This window comes from Acidovorax sp. SRB_14, from assembly GCF_012932145.1.
Lineage (GTDB): Bacteria > Pseudomonadota > Gammaproteobacteria > Burkholderiales > Burkholderiaceae_C > Simplicispira.
In genome coordinates, this window is record NZ_MWOK01000010.1 from 77,646 (window position 1) to 102,201 (window position 24,556).

Annotated in this window: 24 protein-coding genes; 13 read left to right on the top strand and 11 right to left on the bottom strand. The window is 70.1% G+C overall.

Going from position 1 to position 24,556, the window contains the following annotated elements:
• Positions 1-119: 119 nt before the first annotated feature.
• Genes B2J86_RS09825 through B2J86_RS09850 form a run of 6 tightly spaced genes read left to right on the top strand, consistent with a single transcriptional unit; the run spans position 120 to position 5,056 of the window.
• Positions 120-1,379, top strand: coding sequence for a cation:proton antiporter (locus B2J86_RS09825; RefSeq protein ID WP_169167487.1), 1,260 nt, complete (start codon positions 120-122; stop codon positions 1,377-1,379).
• Positions 1,369-2,493 (top strand): YbdK family carboxylate-amine ligase, encoded by a 1,125-nt coding sequence (locus B2J86_RS09830; protein ID WP_169167486.1) that lies wholly within the window; start codon positions 1,369-1,371, stop codon positions 2,491-2,493. Before B2J86_RS09825 ends, B2J86_RS09830 begins: the two co-directional genes overlap by 11 nt.
• 26 nt (positions 2,494-2,519) lie before the next feature.
• Positions 2,520-3,494, top strand: a complete 975-nt coding sequence (thiL, locus tag B2J86_RS09835; protein WP_173025462.1) for a thiamine-phosphate kinase — start codon at positions 2,520-2,522, stop codon at positions 3,492-3,494.
• A gap of 36 nt (positions 3,495-3,530) precedes the next feature.
• Positions 3,531-3,995: a universal stress protein gene (locus B2J86_RS09840; protein WP_173025415.1), complete on the top strand. Its 465-nt coding sequence runs from the start codon at positions 3,531-3,533 to the stop codon at positions 3,993-3,995.
• A 9-nt stretch (positions 3,996-4,004) separates the two neighbouring features.
• Positions 4,005-4,526, top strand: a complete 522-nt coding sequence (locus B2J86_RS09845) for a phosphatidylglycerophosphatase A (protein ID WP_173025416.1) — start codon at positions 4,005-4,007, stop codon at positions 4,524-4,526.
• On the top strand, positions 4,523-5,056 hold the full coding sequence (locus B2J86_RS09850) for a CinA family protein (RefSeq protein ID WP_173025417.1): 534 nt from the start codon (positions 4,523-4,525) through the stop codon (positions 5,054-5,056). The genes B2J86_RS09845 and B2J86_RS09850 overlap by 4 nt, the downstream gene beginning before the upstream one ends.
• A 119-nt stretch (positions 5,057-5,175) precedes the next feature.
• On the opposite strand, the gene B2J86_RS09855 is transcribed toward B2J86_RS09850, so the two are convergent.
• A complete protein-coding gene (locus B2J86_RS09855; RefSeq protein ID WP_173025418.1) occupies positions 5,176-6,672 on the bottom strand; it encodes a SulP family inorganic anion transporter in 1,497 nt (498 codons plus the stop codon).
• A 135-nt stretch (positions 6,673-6,807) separates the two neighbouring features.
• Entirely contained in the window at positions 6,808-7,641 is an 834-nt protein-coding gene (locus B2J86_RS09860) for a UPF0149 family protein (RefSeq protein WP_169167481.1), read from the bottom strand.
• Positions 7,642-7,879: 238 nt separating this feature from the next.
• Here B2J86_RS09860 and B2J86_RS09865 point away from each other — a divergent pair, with 238 nt between their 5' ends.
• From B2J86_RS09865 to B2J86_RS09875, 3 genes are all read left to right on the top strand, one after another.
• Positions 7,880-8,698 carry a hypothetical protein gene (locus B2J86_RS09865; protein ID WP_254068040.1) on the top strand — a complete coding sequence of 273 codons (819 nt, stop codon included), beginning with the start codon at positions 7,880-7,882 and terminating at the stop codon, positions 8,696-8,698.
• 84 nt (positions 8,699-8,782) lie between these two features.
• Positions 8,783-9,628, top strand: a complete 846-nt coding sequence (locus B2J86_RS09870; protein ID WP_169167433.1) for an IclR family transcriptional regulator — start codon at positions 8,783-8,785, stop codon at positions 9,626-9,628.
• Positions 9,629-10,108: 480 nt separating this feature from the next.
• Positions 10,109-11,824 carry an ABC transporter ATP-binding protein/permease gene (locus B2J86_RS09875; RefSeq protein ID WP_173025463.1) on the top strand — a complete coding sequence of 572 codons (1,716 nt, stop codon included), beginning with the start codon at positions 10,109-10,111 and terminating at the stop codon, positions 11,822-11,824.
• 218 nt (positions 11,825-12,042) lie between these two features.
• Here B2J86_RS09875 and B2J86_RS09880 read toward each other — a convergent pair whose 3' ends face one another.
• Entirely contained in the window at positions 12,043-12,570 is a 528-nt protein-coding gene (locus B2J86_RS09880) for a putative toxin-antitoxin system toxin component, PIN family (protein ID WP_173025420.1), read from the bottom strand.
• A complete protein-coding gene (locus B2J86_RS09885; RefSeq protein WP_169167432.1) occupies positions 12,560-13,828 on the bottom strand; it encodes a class I SAM-dependent RNA methyltransferase in 1,269 nt (422 codons plus the stop codon). The genes B2J86_RS09880 and B2J86_RS09885 overlap by 11 nt, the downstream gene beginning before the upstream one ends.
• 150 nt (positions 13,829-13,978) lie before the next feature.
• Between B2J86_RS09885 and B2J86_RS09890 the strand changes: the two genes are divergently transcribed.
• Entirely contained in the window at positions 13,979-14,896 is a 918-nt protein-coding gene (locus B2J86_RS09890) for a bifunctional 2-polyprenyl-6-hydroxyphenol methylase/3-demethylubiquinol 3-O-methyltransferase UbiG (RefSeq protein ID WP_173025421.1), read from the top strand.
• 86 nt (positions 14,897-14,982) lie between these two features.
• Here B2J86_RS09890 and B2J86_RS09895 read toward each other — a convergent pair whose 3' ends face one another.
• From B2J86_RS09895 to argS, 6 genes are all read right to left on the bottom strand, one after another.
• Positions 14,983-16,536 carry an RNA polymerase factor sigma-54 gene (locus B2J86_RS09895; RefSeq protein ID WP_173025422.1) on the bottom strand — a complete coding sequence of 518 codons (1,554 nt, stop codon included), beginning with the start codon at positions 16,534-16,536 and terminating at the stop codon, positions 14,983-14,985.
• A gap of 42 nt (positions 16,537-16,578) precedes the next feature.
• Positions 16,579-17,337 (bottom strand): LPS export ABC transporter ATP-binding protein, encoded by a 759-nt coding sequence (gene lptB / locus B2J86_RS09900; protein WP_169637161.1) that lies wholly within the window; start codon positions 17,335-17,337, stop codon positions 16,579-16,581.
• On the bottom strand, positions 17,334-17,969 hold the full coding sequence (gene lptA, locus B2J86_RS09905; RefSeq protein ID WP_173025423.1) for a lipopolysaccharide transport periplasmic protein LptA: 636 nt from the start codon (positions 17,967-17,969) through the stop codon (positions 17,334-17,336). The genes lptB and lptA overlap by 4 nt, the downstream gene beginning before the upstream one ends.
• 96 nt (positions 17,970-18,065) lie before the next feature.
• Positions 18,066-18,710, bottom strand: coding sequence for a thiol:disulfide interchange protein DsbA/DsbL (locus tag B2J86_RS09910; RefSeq protein WP_173025424.1), 645 nt, complete (start codon positions 18,708-18,710; stop codon positions 18,066-18,068).
• A gap of 57 nt (positions 18,711-18,767) precedes the next feature.
• Positions 18,768-19,445, bottom strand: a complete 678-nt coding sequence (locus tag B2J86_RS09915; RefSeq protein WP_173025425.1) for an SPOR domain-containing protein — start codon at positions 19,443-19,445, stop codon at positions 18,768-18,770.
• A gap of 13 nt (positions 19,446-19,458) precedes the next feature.
• The gene (gene argS / locus B2J86_RS09920) at positions 19,459-21,156 is read right to left on the bottom strand and encodes an arginine--tRNA ligase (protein WP_173025426.1); all 1,698 of its coding nucleotides are present in this window, start codon (positions 21,154-21,156) and stop codon (positions 19,459-19,461) included.
• 125 nt (positions 21,157-21,281) lie between these two features.
• Between argS and B2J86_RS09925 the strand changes: the two genes are divergently transcribed.
• From B2J86_RS09925 to B2J86_RS09935, 3 genes are all read left to right on the top strand, one after another.
• Positions 21,282-21,563: a PsiF family protein gene (locus tag B2J86_RS09925; RefSeq protein ID WP_169167424.1), complete on the top strand. Its 282-nt coding sequence runs from the start codon at positions 21,282-21,284 to the stop codon at positions 21,561-21,563.
• 117 nt (positions 21,564-21,680) lie between these two features.
• A complete protein-coding gene (locus B2J86_RS09930) occupies positions 21,681-22,682 on the top strand; it encodes a glycosyltransferase family 2 protein (RefSeq protein WP_240964681.1) in 1,002 nt (333 codons plus the stop codon).
• Positions 22,679-23,053 carry a GtrA family protein gene (locus B2J86_RS09935; RefSeq protein ID WP_169167422.1) on the top strand — a complete coding sequence of 125 codons (375 nt, stop codon included), beginning with the start codon at positions 22,679-22,681 and terminating at the stop codon, positions 23,051-23,053. Before B2J86_RS09930 ends, B2J86_RS09935 begins: the two co-directional genes overlap by 4 nt.
• Here B2J86_RS09935 and B2J86_RS09940 read toward each other — a convergent pair.
• Positions 22,970-24,544, bottom strand: a complete 1,575-nt coding sequence (locus B2J86_RS09940; RefSeq protein WP_254068041.1) for a glycosyltransferase family 39 protein — start codon at positions 24,542-24,544, stop codon at positions 22,970-22,972. The genes B2J86_RS09935 and B2J86_RS09940 overlap by 84 nt on opposite strands.
• Positions 24,545-24,556: the final 12 nt, after the last annotated feature.

Below are 24,556 nucleotides of genomic sequence, written 5' to 3' on the forward strand. Positions count from 1 at the left end.
ACGCCTGCAACAGACGGTAAATTCAGGCCATCGCGCCGGCGCACGGCGTGCGCCCCCCAGGGTGCGATCCCCCTTCTCTGCGCGCACATGCCGCGCTTGACGCACAAGGACCCACACACATGAACGAGATCCTGTCTTTCTGGGCGCAATGGCTGCGCCCCTCTGCCGGGCTGCCCACCGTGCAGTGGTCGCTGCTGCTGGCCATGGCAGCCATGGCGGGCTACCTGTGCCAGCGCCACATCGGGCTGCCCAAGGTCGTCGGCTACTCGCTGGTCGGCACAGCGGCGGGCCTCGCAGGCTTCAGCGGCGCAGTCTGGCCGCTGCAGGGCATCGGCCTGTTCTTGCTCGAACTGGGCATCTCCGTCGTGCTGTTCGAGTGCGGCGCACGCATTCCACTGCGCTGGTTCCGCCACAACCCCATGGTGCTGGTGCAAAGCGTGCTCGAGTCGGCGCTGACCTTTTTTGCCGTCTATTGGACGCTGGTGTGGCTCCAGGTGCCCGAGCGTGTGGCCGGGCCGCTGGCCGTGGTGGCGCTGGCGGCTTCGCCCGCCGTGCTCACGCGCGTGGTGAGCGACACGCGCGCGGCCGGCCCGGTGACCGAGCGCGCCATCGTGCTGGCCACGCTGTCCACGCTGTACGCCCTGACGCTGGGCAGCGCGCGGGCCGAGCTGATCCACCGCCCGGCCATCTCGCTGGCCGACACGGTCTACCCGGTGGTCGTGGTGCTGGGCGTGTCCATCATCGTGGCCGCGCTGCTGGCGCTGGTGATGCGCATGGCGCTGCGCGCCATGAGCCCGACCAGCGAGAACACCTCCATGCTGCTGCTGGCCCTGATCGCCGCCAGCACCGCCGTGGCCGCGCACATGGGTGGCTCGGCGCCGCTGGCCGCGCTGCTGGGCGGCATGCTGCTCAAGCAGCTCAACCCGCGCCCCTGGGCGTGGTCGCGCCAGCTCGGCACGGCCTCGTCGCTGCTGACCATGCTGATGTTCGTGCTGGTCTCCACCGTCGCCGCGCAGGCCGACTGGAGTGCTCCGGTGGCCGGCCTGGTGCTGGTGCTGATCGCCGTGCGCCTGCTGGCAAAGGTGACAGGCGTGGCCATCGGCAACGTCGGCAGCGGTGCCAGCTGGCGCCAGGCGCTGTGGGTCGGCGGCGCGATGACGCCGATGTCGTCGATCGCGCTCCTGATCGCATCGCAGTTCGTCGTTGCCTCGCCCGCCACCGGCCAGATGATCGCCCGCGTGGCGCTGCCCGCCATCCTGCTGATGGAGGTGCTGGGCGCCGTGATCGCCACCATGGCCATCTACCGCGCCGGCGAGAGTTCCAAACCCTGGGCGCCACTGACGACACGCGCCAGCAACGGAGACACCCGTGAGCCTTGAAGCCTTCCACCATTCCGAACCGCTGACGCTGGGCGTCGAGCTCGAACTGCAACTCGTCAACACCCACGACTACGACCTCGCGCCCTATGCCGAGGACATGCTGCGCCTGATGCTCAAGAACCCGCTGCCCGGCAGCGTGGTGCCCGAGATGACCAACAGCATGATCGAGATCTCGACGGGCATCTGCCACTCGTCGAGCGAGGTGCTGGGGCAGCTGAGCCCGATCCGCGACGCGCTCGTCAAGAGCGCCGACAAGCTCAACATCGCCGTGGTCGGCGGCGGCACGCACCCGTTCCAGCAATGGCACGAGCGGCGCATCTACGACAAGCCGCGCTTCCAGGAGCTCTCGCAGCTCTACGGCTACCTGTCCAAGCAGTTCACCATCTTCGGCCAGCACGTGCACATCGGCTGTCCCGACGCCGACGCCGCGCTGCTCATGCTGCACCGCATGTCGCGCTACATCCCGCACTTCATCGCGCTGTCGGCGTCCAGTCCCTATGTGCAGGGGCAGGACACCGCGTTCGACTCGGCGCGGCTCAATTCCGTGTTCGCGTTCCCGCTCTCGGGCCGCGCCCCCTGCGTGCTGACCTGGGCCGAGTTCGAGCAGTATTTCGACAAGATGACGCACACCGGCGTGGTCAAGAGCATGAAGGACTTCTACTGGGACATCCGCCCCAAGCCCGAGTTCGGCACGATCGAGATCCGCGTCTTCGACACGCCGCTGACCATCGAGCGCGCCGCCGCGTTGTCCGGCTTCGTGCAGTCGCTCGGGGCCTGGTTCCTGGCCGAGCAGCCCTTCACGCCGACCGAGGATGACTACCTCGTCTACACCTACAACCGCTTCCAGGCCTGCCGCTTCGGCATGGACGCGGTCTATGTGGACCCGGCCACGGGCAGCCACATGCCGCTGCGCGAGCACATCATGCGCACCATGGACCAGATCGCCGGCCACGCGGCGGCGCACGGCGCCTCGGGCGCGCTGCACCTGCTGCGCAGCGAGGCCCATGCCGGCCAGAACGACGCGCGCTGGCTGCGCGAGCGCCAGCGCGAGGAGCAGCTGCTCGCCGAGGTCAGCCGCCAGGCCGCGCAGCGCTTTCGCGGCATGCCGGTATGACCGCGCCCCTGGCAGCGGCGCCGAGCATGGGCGAATTCGACCTGATCGCGCGCTATTTCACGCGTCCGGTGCGCCGCGCCGCGCTCGGCGTGGGCGACGACTGCGCGCTGCTGGCGCCGGCCCCGGGCATGCAGCTGGCGGTGTCGAGCGACATGCTGGTGCAAGGCCGGCACTTCTTCGCCGGCACCGACCCCAAGCGTCTGGGCCACAAGGCCCTGGCCGTCAACCTGAGCGACCTGGCGGCCTGCGGCGCACGGCCGCTGGCGTTCACGCTGGCGCTGGCCCTGCCGTCGGCGGACGAGCCCTGGCTGGCGGGCTTTGCGCGCGGCCTGCTGCGGCTCGCCGACGCCCACGGCTGCGAGCTGGTCGGCGGCGACACCACGCGCGGCCCGCTCAACATCTGCATCACGGTGCTGGGCGAGGTGCCCGCCGGCCAGGCCCTGCTGCGCAGCGGCGCGCGGCCCGGCGACGACATCTATGTGAGCGGCACGCTCGGCGATGCACGCCTGGCGCTCGAGGCGCTGCAGGGCCGCGCCGCCCTGCCGCCGCTGTGGCTGGCCGCCGCGCGCGAGCGTCTCGAACGCCCCACGCCACGCGTGGCGCTGGGCCTGGCGCTGCGCGGTGTCGCCAGCAGCGCGCTGGACGTGAGCGACGGCCTGCTCGGCGACCTGGGCCACATCCTGCGCGCCTCGGGCGTGGGGGCCCGCATCGACACCTCGAAAACTATCGAATTGATAGCTGCCAGCGCTTATCCAGCAAGCGCCCGAGGCATGATCGACCCCGAACTGCTGCACCAGTGCACGCTCGCCGGCGGCGACGACTACGAGCTGGCCTTCACCGCTGCGCCCGCGCAGCGCGCCACGGTGGCGGCCGCGGCGCAGGCGAGCGGCACGCCGGTCACGCGCATCGGCGTGATCGAGGCGGCGCCGGGTCTGCGCCTGGTCGATGGCCGGGGCCAGCCGGTGGCCCAGCGCTTCGCCTCGTTCGACCACTTCGCCTGAGAAGGCGGAATGCCCCCCCTTTCCACAGGAGCCCCCATGTACACACAGATCCTCGTGCCCATCGACGGCAGCCCCACGTCCGACCATGCCCTGGGCGAGGCCGCGGGCCTGGCGCAGCTGGCGGGCGCGCGCGTGCGCCTGCTGCACATCGTCGATCCGATGGAGCACACCAACGGTTTCGAACGCCCCGAGGTCTACCACCGCGACGTATTGCCCGGCGCGCTGCGCGCGGGCGAAACGCTGCTGCGCCAGGCCCAGGAGCGGCTCGCGCAGCGCGGCGTGCAGGCCGAGACCGCGCTGGTGCAGAGCCTGGGGCCGCGCGTGGCGCAGCTGGTGGTCGAGCAGGCGCAGCAATGGGGCGCCGACCTGATCGTGCTCGGCACCCAGGGGCGGCGCGGCCTGCCGCGCCTGATGATGGGCAGCGACGCCGAGCAGGTGGCCCGCATCGCGCCCGTGCCGGTGCTGCTGGTGCGCGCGCCAACCGGCGCAGTGCCCGCCTAGAATTCCGCCATGCACAGCCCCTCCGACGCCCCTCCCGCGCGCCCCGGCGTCCGCTTTCTGCTGGCGCACCCGGCGCACTTCATCGCGCTGGGCTTCGGCTCCGGCCTGAGCCCCAAGGCGCCGGGCACCGTGGGCACGCTGTGGGCGTGGCTCGCCTTCCTGGTGCTGCAGCAGTGGTTCGATCCGCTGCGCATGGGCGCGCTGATCGCCTTCGCCACGCTGGGCGGCTGGTGGGCCTGCACCGTCACCGCGCGCCACATGCGCGTTGCCGACCCGGGCGCCGTCGTCTGGGACGAAGTCGTGGCCTTCTGGCTGGTGCTGTGGCTGGCGATGCCCATGGGCTTCTGGGGCCAGCTGGCCGCGTTTGCGCTGTTCCGCTTTTTCGACGCGGCCAAGCCTGGGCCCGTCGGCTGGGCCGACCGCCTGTTCAAGGGCTTTGGCTGGCGCGGCGGCTGGGGCATCCTGTTCGACGACTTCGTCGCGGCGTTCTGCACGCTGCTGGTGTTGGCGCTGTGGAGGTTCTGGGTGTGAACGCCGAATCGCTATCGAAACAAGAGCATCCAGCGCTTACCGGTCAATCGCCCGAGGCCGATTTGACCGATATTTCAGCGCAGCTGCTGGCGCGCGGCTGGATGCTGGCCACGGCCGAGAGCTGCACCGGCGGCCTGGTCGCCGCCGCCTGCACCGCGCTGGCGGGGTCGAGCCAGTGGTTCGAGCGCGGTGTCGTCAGCTACTCGAATGCAGCCAAGACCGAGCTGCTCGGCGTGCCCGCCGCGCTGATCGACGCCCACGGCGCCGTCAGCGAGCCCGTGGCGCGCGCCATGGCCGAGGGCGCGCTGGCGCACGCGCACGCCCAGGTCAGCGTGGCCGTCACCGGCATCGCCGGCCCCAGCGGCGGCAGCGCGGACAAGCCCGTGGGCACGGTGTGGTTCGCCTGGTGCGTGGCCGGCAAGATGCGCAGCGAGGTCCGGCACTTTGCCGGCGACCGCGCCGCCGTGCGCGCGGCCACGCTGAGCCACGCGCTGGCGCAGCTGGCGGCCTGGCTGCACGCACCGGCGTAGCCGCCCTCTTCGCCGCGCCGGCGTCGCGCCGCGCTCCAGAAAAAACAGCCGAATCGGCCGGAAACCGTGGCTGGGCCAGCGCGAACAGCTATGGTTTTGGCTAAGTCGGCAGCGCGGCCTCAGACCGCTCCGGTGCCCAGCCGGTCGATCAGCACCTCGCTGGCCGCGTTCAGGCCCACCACGTCCACGGTGCAGCCGTGGTGGCGCAGGCGCTGCACCACCTTGTTCAGCGCACCCACGGCGGTGACGTCCCAGAAATGCGCGCGCGAGACGTCGATGCGCACGCTGCGCTGCCCGGCGCCGAGCACGTCAAAGGCATCGACGAAGGCGTCGGCCGAGGCAAAGAACACCTGGCCCGACACGCGCCAGGTGCGGCGGCCGGTGGCCCCGTCGCCGTCGCGGTCCTCGCAGCGCACGTCCAGCAGGCGTGCGACCTTGAACGCGAAGAACACGCCGCTGAGGACCACGCCCACGGCCACGCCCGCCGCCAGGTTGTGGCTGGCGAGGGTGACGACCACCGTGGCGAGCACCACGGCGCTGGACAGGCGCGGGTGGCGCACCAGCGTGCGCAGCGATGTCCAGTCGAAGGTCTCGGCCGACACCATGACCATGATGGACACCAGCGCAATCACCGGCACCTGCGACACCCAGGGCTTGAGCGCCACCATCAGTACCAGCAGGAATACACCGGCGAACAACGTGGACAGGCGCCCGCGCCCACCGTATTTGACGTTGCCCACGGCCTGGCCGACCATGCCGCAGCCGGCGATGCCGCCGAAGCAGCTGGCGGCGATGTTGGCCACGCCGAGGCCCGCGCACTCGCGGTTCTTGTCGCTGGGGGTGTCGGTCAGTTCGTCGACCACGGCGGCCGTGAGCACCGATTCGAGCAGGCCCACCATGGCGATCGCCAGCGCGGGCAGCAGGACGATGCGCAGGGTCTCGAGCGACGCCGGCACTGCGGGCAGGCCCCACACCGGCAGCGCATCGGGCAGCTGGCCCAGGTCGGCCACCGTGGGCAGCGCCAAGCCCAGGGCGGACGACAGCACGCTGAGGACGACCACGCAGATCAGCGGCGACGGAATGGCCGTGAGCGCGCGCCAGCCCAGCAGCGCGCCCAGGCGCGGCAGGCCGTAGATCAGCGCCAGGCCCAGCGCCAGCAGGGCCCAGGTGGCAATGCCCGCGCCGGCCAAGTGCGGCAGCTGGGCCGAGAAAATCAAAATCGCCAGCGCATTGACGAAACCGGTGCGCACCGAACTCGAGACAAAGCGCATCAGCACGCCCAGCCGCAGCAGGCCAAACAGCACCTGCACCGCGCCCGCCAGCAGCCCGGCGGCAAACAGGTACTGCAGCCCGTGCGACTGCACCAGGGGCGCGGCCACCAGCGCGACCGAGCCTGCTGCCGCCGACACCATGGCCGGGCGCGAGCCCGTGAACGCGATCACGAGGCTGATGACGAACGAGGCGAACAGGCCCACCGACGGGTCGACGCCCGCGACGAAAGAGAACGCGATCACCTCGGGGATCAGCGCAAACGTGGCGACGGCGCCGGCCAGCAGCTCGCGCGGAATGCTCGGCGCCCATTCGGCGCGCAAGCGGGTCAGCAAGGGGGAGGTCATGGAACCGCAACGCGCCCGAAGGCGCGTGAAAAGTGGAAAAAGCATCAAATCGGGTGCAAATGCCCGTCCAGAAAGCGCATCAAGCTATTTAAAGCATAGCGTTGCGCACCGCGCTGGACTGGGGCCGCGCGGCGCTCAGGCGCCGTGGCACTTCTTGTACTTCTTGCCGCTGCCGCAGGGGCAGGGGTCGTTGCGGCCGGGCTCGGGCGCCTTGCGCAGGGTCTCGACGCGCGGGCCCATGCTCTGCCAGAGCTGGCGCAGGTCGTAGACGGCCCAGATGGCCTCGCCGAACAGCTCGACGCGCGCCTGGCTGGTGCTGGGCGGGCCGTCCTCGGCGTACATGCTGACCTCGGGCTTGCCGGTGTCGTCCTCGGTCAGCGCGACGATGCTGCCGAGCGCGTCGTCGAGCCACTGCGCGGCCTCCTTGTCGCGCGGCGCCTGCCACTCCTCGGGCCAGTTTTCGACCGCGAACATGAAGCCCAGTGCCCACACCTGGGCAAACGACGGGATCTCCTGCCCCTCCATCTCGGCGCGCTCGTCCTCGGGCAGGCTGGCGATGGCGCCGCGCATGTCCATGACTTCGGGCTCGAAGGTGCGCTCGTCGTCGAGCTTCTCGACCGGGGTGTCGAGCGCCAGCACCACCTCGTCCCAGCGGCGCATCCACAGGTCCAGGAACTGCGCCTGCTGCGCGGCGTCGGCAAACATGGGCAGCAGCGGCAGGGCCTCGCCCTCGGCCACTTCGACGGGCTCGCCGTCGCCCAGCAGCATGGGCAGGTATTCGCCGGGCGGGATGGCGCGGCGTGTGCAGACCAGCGCGGTCAGGAAGCCATCGCAGAACTCCCACTGCGGGATCTCTTCGCTGCGCGTGCGCAGCTCGTCAAGCAGGGTGTCGAGGGCGTCGAGCTCGTCGGCGCCAAGGGCCGGCGCACCGGCGGCGCGTTCGGCAGTGTCCGGGGTGCGTTCATTCATGGGGGATTCCGATCATCGGTCAAAGGCTTCTATGATGCCCGAGGGCAGCGCCATGCGGCGGGCCCGCGGGGACGGCGCGCCGGGCAGGGCCCGTGCACGGCGGCAAGTGTAGTCCTGCACACCCCTGCCATCCCCCTTGTCAACCACCCAGCGACCTGTTTCGGACCTTGATGCGCCTGCCCAGCCCTTGCCCCCCGCTGCCCTGGCGGACCCTGCGAGCGAACGCATGCCGGCCCTGATGCCCGAATCTTCCGCGCCGCCGCGCGTGCCCCCCGACTACGCCGCCTTCCTGCGCCGCCAATTGCCGGCGCAGCAGTGCAACGTCGCCAGCTATACGCTCGACGGCGAAGAGGTGTGGCTCAAGAAGGCCGGCCCGCGCCATGGCCTGTGGCGCTACCACGCGCTCGGCGCGCTGGCAGGCCTGGCGCGCCTGCCGGTGCTGCACCCCGTGCCCAACCTGGGCGGGCGCGCGGCCATCGCGACCGAGGCGCGGCGCCTGCGCGAGCTCGGCGCGCTGGGCCTGCGCGTGCCGCCGCTGCTGGCGGTGCACGCCGATGGCCTGCTGCTGCGCCATCTCGGCGCCCCGGGCCAGCCCACGCCCTCGCTGGCGCACGAGATCGAGGCGGCGGTGGTCGACGGTCCCGCCGCCGTGCAAGCGCTGTGGCAGCAGGGCCTGGACGCGCTGGCGGTGGTGCATGGGGCGGGCAGCTGCCTGAGCCAGGCCTTCGCGCGCAACCTGGTGCGCTGCCCCGATGGCGTGGTCGGCTACATCGACTTCGAGGACGACCCGGCGCGCACCCTGCCGCTGGCGCACTGCCAGGCGCGCGATGCGCTGTGCTACGTGCATTCCACCGCGCTGTCCCTGGTCCAGGGCGGCGCACTTGGCGGCGCGCGCGCGCTGTGGGCCCGCTGGCTGGCGCAGCGCCCCCCGGCCCTGCGCGCAGCGCTGGACGGCACGGTGGCGCGCATGGGCTGGCTGCGCTACCTGCCGGCCAGCCAGCGCCTGGGACGCGACCTGCAGCGCGCGCGCGCCGCGCACGACGTGCTGAGCGCCTGACCGCCGCAGCGCCCGCGGCGCCCGGCTGCAGCGCTGCGGCGAAGGCGCTACCATCGCAGCCCGCTCGTCTGCCCCCCATCCGCCATGCCCTCGCCCCGCCCCGCCACACCGCCTGGCCACGCTGCGCACGGGCCCAACTTCGTGCATTCGCTGGCCAAGGGGCTGGAGATCCTGTCGGCTTTCTCCGAAGGTGAGATGCGGGGCAACCAGCAGCTCGTCGAGCTCACCGGCCTGCCCAAGGCCACGGTCTCGCGCCTGACCTCGACCCTGGTGCAGCTGGGCTACCTGCGCATCGACGCGCACACCCGCAAGTACCTCATGGGCACGCGGCTGCTGGGCATGGGGGTGAGCGTGCAGCGCAAGATCGGCCTGCAGCGCGTGGCCCGCCCCTTCATGGAGGCCCAGAGCCGCGAGACCGGCCTGACGGTCGGCCTGGGCACGCGCGACCGCCTCGGCCTGGTGTTCCTGGAAGTGCAGCGCCCGCCAACCCATACCGGCCTCGTGACCAACGCCGACGCCGGCACCGTCCTGCCCCTGGCCACCACGGCCATCGGCCTGGCCTACCTGGTGGCCGCGCCGGTCAAGGAGCGCTCGCAGATCCTCGAGGGCCTGCGCCGGCGCTTTCCCGACGACTGGCCGCTCATGCGCCAGAACATCGAGCGCGCGCATGCCGATTACGCGCGCCACGGCTTCGTCACCACCGAGAGCTCGTGGGGACGCGATATCAATGGTGTGGCCGTGCCGGTGCTGCTCAGCGAACGCAACGCCTTGTACGCGTTCAACTTTGCCGGGCCGGCCTGCCGCATGCCGCTGGCCTACATCCAGAAAGAGCTGGGACCGCGCCTGCTGGCGATGGTGGCCGAGGTGCGCGAAGCCATGCTGCGCACACCGCGCCCGCGCCTGGCGCCGCCCGAACTCTACGCGCCCTGAGCCCCACGGCGCCGTGGCCGTCTTCCACCACGGCGCCGGTCGCTTCAGTGTGTCCGGCGGTCTGGCCGGGTCGGTCGCGGGCACCGGCCCGCGCGGCGGCGAAGCGGGCCTGTTCTGGCGTCTAGGTGTGGCTGCGCGGTCCCCAGGCAGCCGCCTGGGCGTTGCGCAAAATGCGCCAATGTCCTAAGCATGGGTAGGCGGGCGCCGACGCGCACACCCGGGGCACCAGGGCTATCGTGCAGCAGGCGCTCTTGCCGGCTTTGAAACGCGTTGTTGATGCCTCTCTCCCGTGCTGTTCCCTCTGCAGCGGGCGCTGTGCCCGCTGCTTCCGCGGCAGCTGCCGCGCCATCCCAGCGCACCCGGGTTGACCTGGGAGACGCGGGTGCCCCTCCCGACGACGGCGACGGCAGCGCCCCCGGTGGCAACGGCGGGCGCCGGCGGCGTGTGCCGGGGCTGTCCACGGCCGCCTGGCGCCAGTTCCTGGGCGTGGCGCTGCCGTACTGGCGCGGCGACCGCCGGCGCATCGCCTGGGCGCTGCTGGCGCTGCTGGTGGCACTGATGCTGTGCGAGACGCAGCTGGCGGTGATGCTGGTCGACAAGACCGGCGAGATGACCTCCGCGCTGGCGGCCAAGGACCGCGAGCGCTTCTGGAGCGCGGTGCGCATGTGCCTGCTGGTGCTGTCCTTCGCCGTGCCGGTGTACGTTTTCTATTACTACATGCGCGACGCGTTCGCCAACCACTGGCGGCGCTGGCTCACGCACCGCTTCCTGGACGGCTACCTGGGCGAGCGGCGCTATTACGAACTGGGCAACGGCGCGGTCAGCGGCGCCATCGACAACCCCGACCAGCGCATCAGCGAAGACATCAACACCTTCACCGGCCGTTCGGTGAACTTCCTGCTGCTGTTCCTGGGCTCGGCGATGCAGCTGGTGGCTTTCAGCGCGGTGCTGTGGTCGATCTCGCACACGCTGGTGGTTTTTTTGGCGGTGTATGCACTGCTGGGCACCTTCCTCGCGCTGTACCTGTTTGGCGCGCCGCTGATCCGGCTGAACTTCTGGCAGTTGCGGCGCGAGGCAAACTTCCGCTTTGGCCTGATGCGCCTGCGCGAGAACGCCGAATCGATTGCCTTCTACCGCGGCGAGGCGCAGGAGCGCGCGCAAATCAACCGCCGTTTCGACGAAGTGTTCAACAACTATGCGCGCCTCATCAAGAAGCAGCGCTCGCTCAACTTCCTGCAGCGTTCGTTCAGCCAGCTCACGGTGGTGCTGCCCAGCCTCATCTTGGCCAACCAGGTGCTCTCGGGCGAACTGGAGGTGGGGCGCGCGATCCAGGCGGCAGGCGCGTTTGCCGCGGTGCTCGGCGCGGTGTCGCTGATCGTGGACAACTTCGAGAGCCTGAGCCGCTTCGTCGCCGGCATCGACCGGCTGCACGCGCTCTCGCAGCTGGTGCTGAGGACGGCACCGGCCCCGGGCGCCGCCGCCCAGGGCGGCGCCCCCGCCCCTGAGCCCGTGCCGACCCAGATCGCCACGCGCGTGGGCCCCTGCCTGGCCATCGAGGTGCTGACGCTGTACACGCCGCAGTTCGGGCGCCTGCTGGTGCAGGACCTGACGGTGCAGCTGCAGCCGGGCGAGGCGCTGCTCATCACGGGCCCGAGCGGCTGCGGCAAGAGCTCGCTGCTGCGCGCCATTGCCGGCCTGTGGCGCAGCGGCTCGGGCACCATCGTGCACCCGCCGCGCGAGCACATCTTCTTTTTGCCCCAGCGCCCCTACATGCAGCACGACACGCTGCGCAGCCAGCTCATCTACCCGAGCCAGGTGACGGCGCTGGACGACGCCCAGCTGCGCGCGCTGCTCGACGAAGTCAACCTGGGCGACCTGGCGGAACGCGTGGGCGGGCTCGATGCGGTGCACGACTGGGAGAAGCTGCTGTCGGTGGGCGAGCAGCAGCGCCTGGCGTTCGCGCGGGTGCTCGTGCACCAGCCGGCCATGGTCATCCTCGACGAAGCGACCAGCGCGCTCGACAGCGCCAACGAAGCGGCGCTGTATGCGCGCCTGCGCGGCACCGGCGCGACGCTGGTGAGCATTGCGCACCGCAGCGCCGTGCTCGCGCACCACACCCACGTGCTGCAGCTGCTTGGCGGCGGCGCGTGGCAGCTGCACGCTGCCCGGGGATTCCGCTTCGACAGCGCCGAATGAGGCCGGGCGGCCACGGCGCCTCCCGGTACGCGGCCGCGCAGCCGCGCCTGGAATGTCGAAAAAGATAGCTGAAAGCGCATACTCATCAAAGGCTGGAGCCCTAAAACGCGCTGAAAAGAGAGTGACAGGGGTCAGGGCGCGAACCCTGGCCCCACGGCGTAGGCCAGCGCCGCAACGCCGCCAGCCCGGGAACACGCGGAGAGGCCGTGTTCCGGGACTCAGGCCAGCACGCGCCCCGCGCCTGTCGGCGCCGCACCCGGTGCGCCGGACGGGGCGCACACCGGTGCCCACACCAGCGCCGAGCCCACGTGGGCGCCGTGCGCCAGCATGCGCCGGCGCAGGACCACCACGGCCTTGTCCTTGCTGAGCAGCACGGCGCGGTGCGCGGCCGCCAGGTCGAGGAATTTCTGGTCGTCGGCATCGCGGCAGGCGGGGGGCACGCGCGGCGCCACCGGCGCCAGCTGCACCTGCGCATCGAAGGCTTGCACCACCGAGGCCACGCTCAAACCGTAAAACGCCAGCCGCGGCACGATGTGCGGGTACGCCAGCACGCGCTCCAGTTCCTCGCGCATGGCGCCGGTGGCCAGCCAGCGCAGCTGGCCCGCGCCCAGCAGGTCGCGCACCGGGGCCACGGCCGGGTCGCCAAACACCAGCAGGTCGAGCACGATGTTGGTGTCCAGCACCAGCGCGCGAGGCGCTTCTTCGGGCGTTGCCGCGGCCAGCGGCCAGCGCAGCTCAACCCGCATCGGCAGCGGGCGGTGCGGCGCGCGGCGCGCGCACGGCGCCCTTGACCATGTCGAAGCGGAACAGCCGGCACTCGATCGGGCCGTTCCACATCGGCACGCGGCGCGATTCCTTGAGGCGCATCTTGCCGGGCAGCTTGAGGTCGGGCGTGAGCATCCAGGCCTGCCAGCCGGCGTAGTTTTTCTTCCAGTGCGCGGCCAGCTGGCTGAAGAACTCGCCGCCGTCCTCGGTCTGCGCGGCCTCGCGGCCCACGGTGCCGGCGCGCGCGCGTTCGGCGGCATTGCTGCCGGCCGTGCCGGCGGCGGCAATGCGCTCGCCGTAGGGCGGATTGAGCAGCATCACGCCCGGCGTCTCGCTGGGCGGCATGCGCTGCAAGGCATCGCCGCCGCGCAGCTGCACGGCGCCGGCCACGCCCGCGCGCTCGGCGTTGCGCTGCGCGAAGTCGACCATGCGGTGCGCCACATCGCTGCCAAAAATGGGCACAGGGCTTTCCTGTTCTTCACTTTCAGCTTCGTTTTTTATAGCACTCCAGACATGGGCCTGGAACGGCAGCAGCTTCTCGAAGGCAAAGCGCCGGCGCTGGCCGGGCGCGATGCGGCAGGCGATCTGCGCCGCCTCGATGGCAATGGTGCCGCTGCCGCAGCAGGGGTCGTACAGCGGCAGGGGCGTGTCGCCATGCGGGTCCCAACCGCTGGCCGCGATCATCGCGGCGGCCAGGGTTTCCTTGAGCGGCGCGTCGCCTTTGTCTTCGCGCCAGCCGCGCTTGAACAGCGGCTCGCCCGAGGTGTCGATGTACACGGTGGCGTGCTCGGTCGTCAGGTGCAGGTGCACGCGCACGTCGGGCCACTGGGTGTTGACGTCGGGGCGCACGCCGCTCTTGGCGCGGAAGCGGTCGGCCACGGCGTCCTTGATGCGCAGACCGGCAAAGTTCAGGCTGGTCAGCGGGCTGTGCTGGGCCGTCACCTCGACCTTGAAGGTCTGGCGCGGGGTGAACCAGATCTCCCAGGCCACGCCGCTGGCGATCTCGTAGAGGTCGTTTTCCGAGCGGTAGGGCTGGTGGGCCAGTTGCACCAGCACGCGCTGGGTCAGGCGGCTGTGCAGGTTGAGCAGCAGCGCATCGCGCCACGAGGCGCGCAGCAGCACGCCGCCGCGCCCGGTCAGCAGGTCGTTGCCCGTGAGGCCCGTGGTCTGGTGCACCTCGTCGGCCAAAAAGCCCTCGACGCCGGCGGCGCAGGGCAGGAAAAGTTGCAGTTGATTCATAGCGGTGCAGAGGATAAGGCCTGCGCGGCCCGGGTGCGCTGCAAGCACTGTGTTAGCGTTATGGCGCAGGCGCCGTCCGCCTCCTGTAGAGCGCGCCTGTTCATTATTAATAGGGCGCGCTTCCCCTACCGTGCCCAGCGAGGTGTCTTCATGAACCCAGACAGCCGCACCTGCCCCCTGTGCAGTGCCAGCCCGGCCGAAACCTTTCTTGGCCGCGCCTTCGATGCACCGGAGCAAGACACCACGGTCTCGATCTGCGCCTGTCCGGCCTGCGACTTCGCTTGGCAGTGGCCCTTGGAGCGCACCGCGCAAGAAAGCGCGGCGGTGTTCCATAGCGAATACCAGGCCGCGCGCAAGGAAAGCTATTTCGACAAGGAGCGCCGCGGCGAGGTCGCTGCCCTGCAGTTGGACTTCCTGGACGAGTTGGGTCCGCCCGAGCGCACCCTGCTGGACATCGGCTGCGGCGACGGCACGCTGGCGACTGCGGCCGCTCAGCGTCGCTGGGCCGCGGTGGGACTGGATCCTGCCATGCCCGAAGACGCTGCCCCAGTCGCCACCAATCTCGCCCGTCCCCCCAGGCTGATCCGCGGCACACTGGAACAGTTGGGTGCAGGCGAGCAATTCATGTGCGTCACCCTATGGGACGTGGTCGAGCACCTGCCCGACCCCGAGCCGACGCTGGCCCAGGCCTGGGAGCGCGTCGCCCCGGGTGGCTGGCTGGTACTGGAGACGGGCAACTACCAGAGCACCGAGCGCATGCTCTCGGGCCAGCACTGGTGGGCGTGGCAGCTGGATCACCGCTGGTATTTCGCGCCATCGACGCTGGCCCGGCTGCTGGAGCCGCTGCGCTTCAGGCAGTCGTGCCTGGCCCGGCGCGTGCTGCGCCCCTGGTCCACCGGGAACGCGTACAACCAGCCGCCCTCGGCCCTGCAGACAGCCCTGTCGATCGCCAAAAGGCCGTGGCGTGCCCAACCCATCGCAGCCGAGCACGCCACCCGGCGCCAGGCGGCAGCGCGCTGGCCCGAGTGGTCGGGGCTGTCGATCTTCACGCTGGCCCTGCAGAAATAACAGGCAGGCGCCCTGCGCTGCTGCGCGACGCCGCATGGGTGCAGCGGATGCCGCAAGCGCATGCTGGCGTACAACTTTGTCTGTATCTACAGCGCCTTGCGCAGCGATGTGGTCGGGATTTTCAGCGCCTCGCGGTACTTGGCCACGGTGCGGCGTGCGCATTCGATGCCCTGCTCCTTGAGCATGTCGGCCAGCTGGCTGTCGGACAGCGGCTTGGCCGGGTCCTCGGCGGCGACGAACTGCTTGATGAGCGCGCGCACGGCCGTGCTCGACGCATTGCCGCCAGTGTCCGTGCCCAGGCCCGAGCCGAAGAAGAACTTGAGCTCGTACGTGCCCTGCGGCGTGGCCATGTACTTGGCGGTGGTCACGCGGCTGATGGTGGATTCGTGCAAGCCCAGCTCGTCGGCGATGTCGCGCAGCACCAGCGGGCGCATGGCCAGCTCACCGTGCACGAAGAAGTTCTTCTGCCGCTCGACGATGGCGCGCGAGACGCGCAGGATGGTGTCAAAGCGCTGCTGGATGTTCTTGATGAACCAACGCGCCTCTTGCAGGCGCTGCTGCAGCGCCTGGTGGCCGCCCGCGCCTTTGTGGCCGCGCAGCGCGTTGGCGTAGATGTCGTGCACGCGCAGGCGTGGCATGACGTCGGGGTTGAGCTGCACGGAAAACTGCTGGCCGCCGCGCCCCACGGCGCGCACCAGCACGTCGGGCACCACGGCATGGCGCTCGACGTCGGCAAAGCGCCGCCCCGGCCGGGGCTCGAGCCGCGCGATCAGCGCCATGGCGGCGCGCGTCTGCTCGTCGCTGGCGCCGCAGGCCTGCGCGAGCCGGCGCAGGTCGCGGCGCGCCAGCCAGTCGAGCGGCTGCTGGCACGCGCGCAGCGCGGTCTGCACGGTGTCGGCGTCGCAGCCGCCGTCGCGCTGCAGCGCCTTGAGCTGCAGCGCCAGGCATTCGGCCAGGCCGCGCGCGCCCACGCCGGTGGGCTCCAGGCTTTGCAGCAGGTGCAGCGCCACGGTGAAGCGGTGCACCAGCTCCTCACGCTCCTCGGTGGGGGCAGCGCCGGCGAGGCCCGCGGCGAGCTCGTCCAGAGAGTCTTCAAGGTAGCCGTCGTCGCTCAGCGACTCGATCAGGAAGTGCAACGCCGCGCGGTCGAGCTCGGACAGGCGCAGTGCCAGCGCCTGGCGGTGCAGGAAGTCGGTGAGCGTTTCGTGGCCGCGCGCCAGCTCGGCCGCATCGGTGTCGTCTTCGCTGCCGTTGGCGTTCTGGCGCGCGGGCGCCTCGCCGCCCCATTCGCTGTCGTCGGGTGCGGTGTCGCTGCTGCCGTCACCGCCCCAGTCGGGGGTGTCGGGCATGCCAGAATCCGCACTATTTTGGCCTTCAGCGCTTTCTGGGCTTGCGCCTGCAGCTCCTGAATACAGAGCATACTCGCCCTCCTCCTGGGCCGGCGTGTCGGCCTGGGCCAGGCCGAACTCCTCGCGCGCCGCCTCGTCGGGGTTGCGCTCCAGGAAAGGGTTCTCGTCGAGCATCTGCTCGATCTCGGCGGACAGCTCGAGTGTGGACAGCTGCAAGAGCCGGATCGACTGCTGCAGCTGGGGCGTGAGTGCCAGGTGCTGCGAGACCCGCAGTGACAGGCTGGGTTTCATGGGCGGCCTCCACGCCGCGGGCGCTGCGGGAAGGCCATGGGCTTACATCCGGAAATGCTCGCCCAGGTACACCCGGCGCACCTCGGCGTTGTCGACGATCTCGGACGGCGTGCCCTGGGCCAGCACGCGGCCGTCGCTGATGATGAAGGCGTGGTCGCAGATGCCCAGCGTCTCGCGGACGTTGTGGTCGGTGATGAGCACGCCGATGCCGCGCGCCTTCAGGAAGCCAATGATGCGCTGGATCTCGATCACGGCGATCGGGTCGATGCCGGCAAAAGGCTCGTCGAGCAAGATGAAGCGCGGCTGCGTGGCCAACGCGCGCGCGATCTCGACGCGCCGGCGCTCGCCGCCCGACAGCGCCAGCGCCGGCGAGTCGCTCAGGTGCTCCACGCGCAGCTCCTGCAGCAGGGCCGCCAGGCGCTCTTCGATCACGGCCTTGGACAAGGGCTTGCCGTGCTCATCGCGCTGCAGCTCGAGCACGGCGCGCACGTTCTCCTGCACCGTGAGCTTGCGGAAGATCGACGCTTCCTGCGGCAGGTAGGACAGGCCCAGGCGCGAGCGCCGGTGGATCGGCATGTGAGCGACCGACTGGCCGTCGATGCGGATGTCGCCGCCATCGCTGGGCACCAGGCCGACGATCATGTAGAACGAGGTGGTCTTGCCCGCGCCGTTGGGGCCGAGCAGGCCGACGACCTCGCCCTTTTGCACCACCAGCGAGACATCCTTGACGACTTTGCGGCTGCCGTAGGCCTTTTGCAGGTGCTGCACTTCCAGGCGGCTGCCCGGGGATGCGGCGCTCATGGCTTGCCACCGCCGAGCGCGTCGCTGGGTCGCAGCGCGGGGCCCGGCGCACCCGGCGCGGGGGCGGGCGGCGCAGGCGTTTCCTTGGGCGCCAGCACGGCGCGCACGCGCGAGCCCGGGGCCGGCGGCGTGTTGGGTGCGGCCTGCTGGCCGTCGACCGTGAACACGTCGGTGAGGTTGAAGTAGACGATGACCGCGCCCGAGAGTTCGTCGCTCAGGGTGCTGCCGCGGTAGCGGCGCAACTCGGCGCGGCGCAAGAAACGCACGGTATCGGCGCGGCCGTTGTATTCAATGACCTCGCCCTCGCCTTCGACAAACTCTTCGGGTGCACCGGGCGCGGTGTCGCGGCGCTGGCGGAAAAACGCGCGCTGCCCGGGCGGCGCTGTCACCACGCCCGACTGGTAGCCTTCGGCATCCTGGCGCACTTCGAGGCGCGCGCCGCGCAGGACGATGGAGCCCTTGGTCATGACCACGCGGCCCGTGAAGACGCTGGTTTGCTGCAGGTCGTCGTGGCGCAGCGCGTCGGCCTCAATGTTCATGGGCTTGTTGCGGTCGGCCTTTTCGGCATGGACCAGCCCGATGGGGGCGCAGGCCAGGCAGGCCAGAAGGGGGAGCGTGAGCAGGCGTTTCATAGGGCACGAATCTTGCAATGATTGTAGCCATGCACCGGCCACAAAAAAGCCCGCGGCTGCGGGCTGGCGTTCCATCGGGCGCGGGTGGCGCAAGGCTCAGCCCTTGGCGCTCTGGGCCACGAGGTAAGTAACCACCTCCAACACGGCGCCCATGCTGCCTGCGTGGGTGCCATCGGTGTAATAACGGCCGGCCACGCCCATCGAGGGCACGCCTTCGACGCCATAGGCCTCCTGCAGCTGGCTGGCGCGGCGCACCTGATTGGAGACGGTAAAGGAGTTGTAGACCTCCTTGAACTTGGCCAGGTCCATGCCGGGCTGCTTGCCGATCCAGGCAAAAATGGCATCGTCCTTGGCCAGGTTCTGGCGTTCGACGTGGATGGCGCGGAACACGCGGGGGTGCAGCTCGCCGAGCTTGCCCAGGCCTTCGAGCGCGTAATAGAGCTTTTGCTGCGGCACGAAGCTGGCATTGAAGGCCACGGGCACGCGGCGCACGCTGGCGTTCTGCGGTGCGTTCTTGAGCCAGGCGGCGAAGGTCGGCTCGAAATCGTTGCAGTGCGGGCAGCTGTACCAGAAGAACTCGATCACCTCGACCTTGCCGGCCGGTGCCTCGGTGGGTGCGGGCTTGGCCAGCTTGACGTAGTCCTTGCCCTCTTTCGGGGCGAGCTGGGCCAGGGCCGGCAGCGACAGGGTGGACGCAGCCACGGCAGAGGCGGCAGACAGGGAAAACTCACGGCGTTTCATGGAAAGGACACTCCTTGTTCTGGTTGCGGGGGTCTGAGCGGCCACCGCGCGGAAAGTTCAGCGCTGCACGCGCACCAGGGCCGACTCCACGCCGGCGCCATCGAGCTTTTCCTTGAGCTGCTCGGCATCGTCTCGCTTGCCAAACGGACCCACGCGCACGCGGAACACGGTACGGCCATTTTGCTCGCGCTCGCTCACGCGCGCCTCCCAGCCCATCATGGCCAGCTTGGCGCGCTGCGCGTCGGCGTCAGACTGGGCGCGGAAGGCGCCTGCCTGCACGAAATAATCGAACGGGTCCACGCTGACCGCGGCGGCAGACTTGGACTTGGCCTTGACCAAGTCACCCAAGGGGTCTGCCGAGGTGGCGGCCTTGGTGGTGCCCGCAGGCGGCGCCTTGCCCGCGACCGCGGGGGGCAATGGCGCTGCAGCAGGGGCGTCGGGCGCATGCGCAGCGGCAGGCGGCATGGCCGGGGGCGCTTCTGCCCCCACCGGGCCCGACGCCTCGGGCGCTGTGGTGCGCGCCGGGTTCTTGCCATAGAGTGGTGAATTGGGGTCCCAGTTTTTGTTCTTCTGCGCTTCGGCCGCGTCCTGGTCGAGGCTGCGCGAGGCGCCCTTGTTCAGAAAGGGCACCGGCACCTTGGTCACGTAGACGGCCACGGCCAGCGCCGCCCCCAGCCCGACGACCAGGCCGAAGATGAAGCCCACAATGGTCCCGCCCTGCTGCTGCTTTTTCATAGGTCCGATTCCGTCACATTCTGCGCGGGGCAGACACGCCCAGCACCGCCAAGCCATTGTGCAGCACCTGCGCGGTGGCGGCGACCAGCGCCAGGCGCGCACGCTTGACGGCCTCGTCGTCGACCAGGATGCGCTCGGCGTCGTAGTAGCTGTGGTAGCAGGCGGCCAGGTCGCGCAGGTAGAACGTCACGTCGTGCGGTGCCTCGCCCTCGGTGGCCGCCGTGAGCATGTCGGGGTATTTGGCCAGCTGCAGCATCAGCGCCTGGGCCTGCGGGCCCTCGAGCGCCGAGAGGTCGGCGTTCTTGAGGCCGGTCACGTCGCCGCCCCAGGCCGTGAGCACCGAGCAGATGCGCGCGTGCGCGTACTGCACGTAGTACACCGGGTTGTCGTTGTTCTGCGCCACAGCCAGATCGACATCGAAGGTGTATTCGGTGTCGGGCTTGCGGCTGAGCAGGAAGAAACGCACCGCGTCCTTGCTGGTCCATTCGATCAGGTCGCGCAGCGTCACATAGCTGCCCGCGCGCTTGCTGATCTTGACCTCTTCGCCACCCTTGACCACGCGCACCATGGTGTGCAGCACGTAGTCGGGGTAGCCCTGCGGAATGCCGACATCGGCCGCCTGCAGGCCGGCGCGCACGCGCGCGATGGTGCCGTGGTGGTCGGTGCCCTGGATGTTGACGACCTTGGTGAAGCCGCGCTCCCACTTGGCGATGTGGTAGGCCACATCGGGCACGAAGTAGGTGTAGCTGCCGTCCTGCTTGCGCATGACGCGGTCCTTGTCGTCGCCGTAGTCGGTGCTCTTGAGCCACAGCGCGCCGTCCTGCTCATAGGTGTGGCCGTTGGCGATGAGGCGCTGAACCGTGGCCTCGACGCGGCCGCTGGTGTAGAGGCTCGACTCCAGGTAGTACTCGTCGAACTTCAGATTGAACGCTTGCAGGTCCTTGTCCTGCTCATTGCGCAGGTAGGCCACGGCGAACTGGCGGATGGACTCCGCATCGTCGACGTCGCCGCTCGCGGTGAATTCGCGGTCGTCGGCCTTGACGGTCTTCTTCGCCAGAAAGTCGTTGGCGATGTCCTGGATGTAGTCGCCGTTGTAGAAGGCCTTGCTCGCCGGGTTCTCGGGATCGGTGGGCCAGCAGCTGTCGCCGGGCTGGAAACCCTTGGCGCGCAGCTGCGTGCTGTGCGTCAGCGTCTGGATCTGCACGCCGGCGTCGTTGTAATAGAACTCGCGGTGCACGCTCCAGCCCTGCGTGGCGAACAGGTGGCAGAGCGCATCGCCCAGCGCCGCCTGGCGGCCGTGGCCGACGTGCAGCGGGCCGGTGGGGTTGGCCGAGACGAACTCGACCAGCACCTTCTCGCCCCGCTCGGGCGCGAAACCGAACCGCGCACCGGCCGCCAGCACCTCGCGCACCACTTCCTGCTTGGCGGCGGGCTGGAGGCGAATATTGATGAAACCAGGACCGGCAATCTCGATGTCCGAGACCCAGCGCTGGAAGGCGGGCGTGGCAAGCAGCGCGCTGCGCAGCGTCTCGGCCAGCTGGCGCGGGTTGAGCTTGAGCGGCTTGGCCAACTGCATGGCGGCCGTGCAGGCGAAGTCGCCATGGGCGGCTACTTTAGGGGACTCGAACGCGGCACGGGCGGCCGTGCCAGGGAAAAGGGTGTCCAGCGCGGCCGCAAGCGCGGCCAGCAGGTCTTGTTTGACAGAGAGCATGGCCCGATTTTACGGGGCCGGGAAATGGCAGCTGCGCTGCGCGTCAATCGCATTGTGGGCGCTGCCGTTGTGTGGTGAAATTCCGCCGGGGTGGCCCCTCACCCATCCCCCTTAAAGGAGACTCCATGAAACAGCTTCTTTCCCTGACCGCGCTGGGCCTGGCCCTGTCCCTGGGTGCGGCACATGCCGCCGACAACGCCACACCCTCGGCGCAGCAATCCAAGATGGCCAGCTGCAACACTGACGCCAAGGGCATGAAGGGAGACGAGCGCAAAGCCTTCATGAAAAACTGCCTGAGCCACAAACCCGCCACGCAGCAGGACAAGATGAAGACCTGCAACACCGACGCCAAAGGCATGAAGGGCGATGAACGCAAGGCGTTCATGGCCCAATGCCTCAAGAAGTGACGCGGCACACCGCGCGCCACCCGCCTGTCCCGCCAGGCGGTTTTTTTTTGCCGCAATGCATCCGCCTACGATATGACGCCCCTACCACCGCCCCCTGCGAACCCTACGGCCCCTGACATGCCCCACGCTGGCGTCCCGGCGCCCCGCGCCACCCGGATCCCCTCCATTTCCTGCGTGCTGCCGGCCTACAACGAGGGCCAGAACCTGGCCCAGGTGGTACCGCAGGTGCTGGCATCGCTGCACGCGCTGTCGCCCCAGGTGGAGGTGCTGGTGGTCGACGACGGCAGCCGCGACGACACGGCCGCCGTGGCGCGCGCGCTGTGCGCGGCGCACCCGGGCGTGGTGCTGATCGAGCTGTCGCGCAATTTCGGCAAGGAAGCGGCGCTGACCGCTGGACTCGACGCCGCGCGCGGCGAGGTCGTCGTGCTGATGGACGCCGACGGCCAGCACCCGGCCGCCCTGCTGCCGCAGATGCTGGAAAAATGGCAGCAAGGCAGCGACGTCGTGTATGCCGTGCGGCGCACGCGCGACGACCAGTCGCCGCTGCACGCGCGTCTGGCGCACCTGTTCTACCGCCTCGTCAACTGGGGCAGCCGGGTCGCCATTCCGGCCGACGCGGGCGACTTCCGCTGGATGGACCGCAAGGTGGTCGACGCCCTGAAAGCGCTGCCCGAGCGCAACCGCTTCATGAAGGGCCTGTACGCCTGGGTCGGCTTTCAGAGCACGGCGCTGGATTACCTGCCCCTGCCGCGCACCCAGGGCCACAGCAGCTTCGGGCTGCGCGGCGCGTTTTCGCTAGCGCTGACCGGCATGGTGGCGTTCTCTTCAACCCCGCTGCGTGCGCTGTCGCTGCTGGGCCTGCTGCTGTCCATGGCTTCATTGGCCTACGGCCTGTGGGTGGTGCTCGAGTACTTCTGGCTCGGCATCGAGGTGCCGGGCTATGCCACGCTGGCGGCAGGCATGATGTTTTTGAGCGGCATCCAGTTGCTGTCGATCGGCGTGCTCGCCGAGTACGTGGGCCGCATCTACGAAGAGGTCAAGCGCCGCCCGTCCTACCTGGTGAGCGAGCGCAGCGGCGCAGGCTTGGCGCAGGACGGCGCAGACCGCCCCGGCGCATGAGCGCGGCGCGCACGGGCTTGTGGTTTCTGGCCGTCGGCGGCACCGCGGCGCTCACCCACATGGCGGTGTTCGCGCTGGCGCAGCGCTGGCTGTGGCCCGAGGCGGCCAACGCGCTGGGCTTTGGCGTGGCCTTTTTGGTCAGCTTTGCGGGCCACCGGCGGCTGAGCTTCCATGGTGCCGGCACCACGCTGGCGCAGAGCCTCGCACGCTTTGGCGCCACGGCGCTGGCCGGCTTTGCCGTCAATGAACTCGCGTTCGTGCTGCTGCTGCGCGTGGCGGGCTGGCCGTCATGGCTGGCGCTGGTCACCGCCATGGGGCTCGCAGCCGGCCAGACCTTTGTGCTCAGCCGGTTCTGGGCCTTCCGGCGCTGAGCGCCACAGGCTCCAGCCCGCACCGCGCTGCACCGCCACCCAGCCGGCGGGAATCTGCGCCGCGGGCAGCGCGTTCGGCGCCACCAGCCAGCGCCCCGGCTGCTGCGCAGCGGATGCGAGCACCTCGGGCGTTTGCAGCACGCGCCCGGCAGCGGCGTCGAAGTCGGCGCCTTCAAACAGCTCGCGACGCCAGTTGTCGCCCGCCGAGCGGCGCAACGCCGTCCAGTCCTGCACCACCACCATGGGCTGCACGGACTGGGTGTAGAACGGCAGGTCGTACGGGTATTCGCCGAGCGCATACACCGTGTCGGATGGGCGCGCCTGGCAGGCCAGCGTGCGCGCGATGTCCTGCGTGCCATGGCGCGCCGCATATCGGCCCGCCAGCCCATGGACCGCCACGGCCACGGCCACGGCCAGCAGGCAGAGCGCGCCCCACAGGGCGCGCTCCCAGCGGTGGCCGCCGAGCCAGCGCTGCCAGCCCAGCGCGGCCAGCAAGGCCAGGGGCGGCATCACCGGCAGCACGTAGCCGACGATCTTGGAGTTCGGCACCGAGAAGAAGCCGACGATGGCGACGATCCAGATCCAGCACAGCAGCCAGACCGGCCGCGCTATTGAATCAGTAGCTGCTTGCGCAGACTGGACGGGCGCTTTGACCTGATTCAATGCAAAAATCACCCAGGGAAAGAACAGGCCGGCCAGCGCCGGCAGGTAGAACCACCAGGGCCGGGGGTTGTTGAACGCCGTGCCGGTGTAGCGGCCGAACTGCTGCACGCCAAACAGGTAGCCGACAAAGTCCGGGTACTGCCGCTGGGCCAGCACGAACCACGGCAGGGCAATCACGGCGAACAGCGCCAGTCCGCTGGCCCAGGGCAGGCGCAGCGCCTTGGGCAACTGGCGCGTCCAGAGCAGCCAGACCAGCAGCACCAGCCCCGGCAAGGCCAGGCCGATCAGCCCCTTGGAGAGCACGCCCAGCGCGCAGGCCACAAAACCCAGGCGCGCCAGCGCGGCATGGGGGCGCGGGCCGTGCAGGAAGGCCAGCGCGAAGCTCCAGATGGCAACGCCTATCCACGCGGCGACCAGCATGTCGTGGTTCACGTACTGCCCGGCCGCCAGAAACGACAGGCTGGTGCCCAGCATCAGCGCCGCGCGCCGTGCCACCGCGGGCGGGGCCACCTGCAGCGCCGCCAGGTACACGGTCACCATCATCAGCCCCGCGTGCAGGGCCGGCGCCAGGCGCGCCGCCCAGACCCCGGCGCCGAAGACGGCCATGGCGAGCGCCTGCAGCCAGTGCAGCAGCGGCGGCTTGTGGAAGAAGGGAATGCCGTCGAGCCGCGGCGTCAGCCAGTCGCCCGAGACCAGCATCCAGCGGCCGATTTCGGCATAGCGCCCCTCGTCGGGCAGGGCCAGCGGGCGCAAGCCCGCGAGGACCAGCAGCAGCGCCCACAGCGCGCCCATCATCAGCCAGGATTTTCGGGATCCGGTCAGGCGCATGTGCAGTGGGGC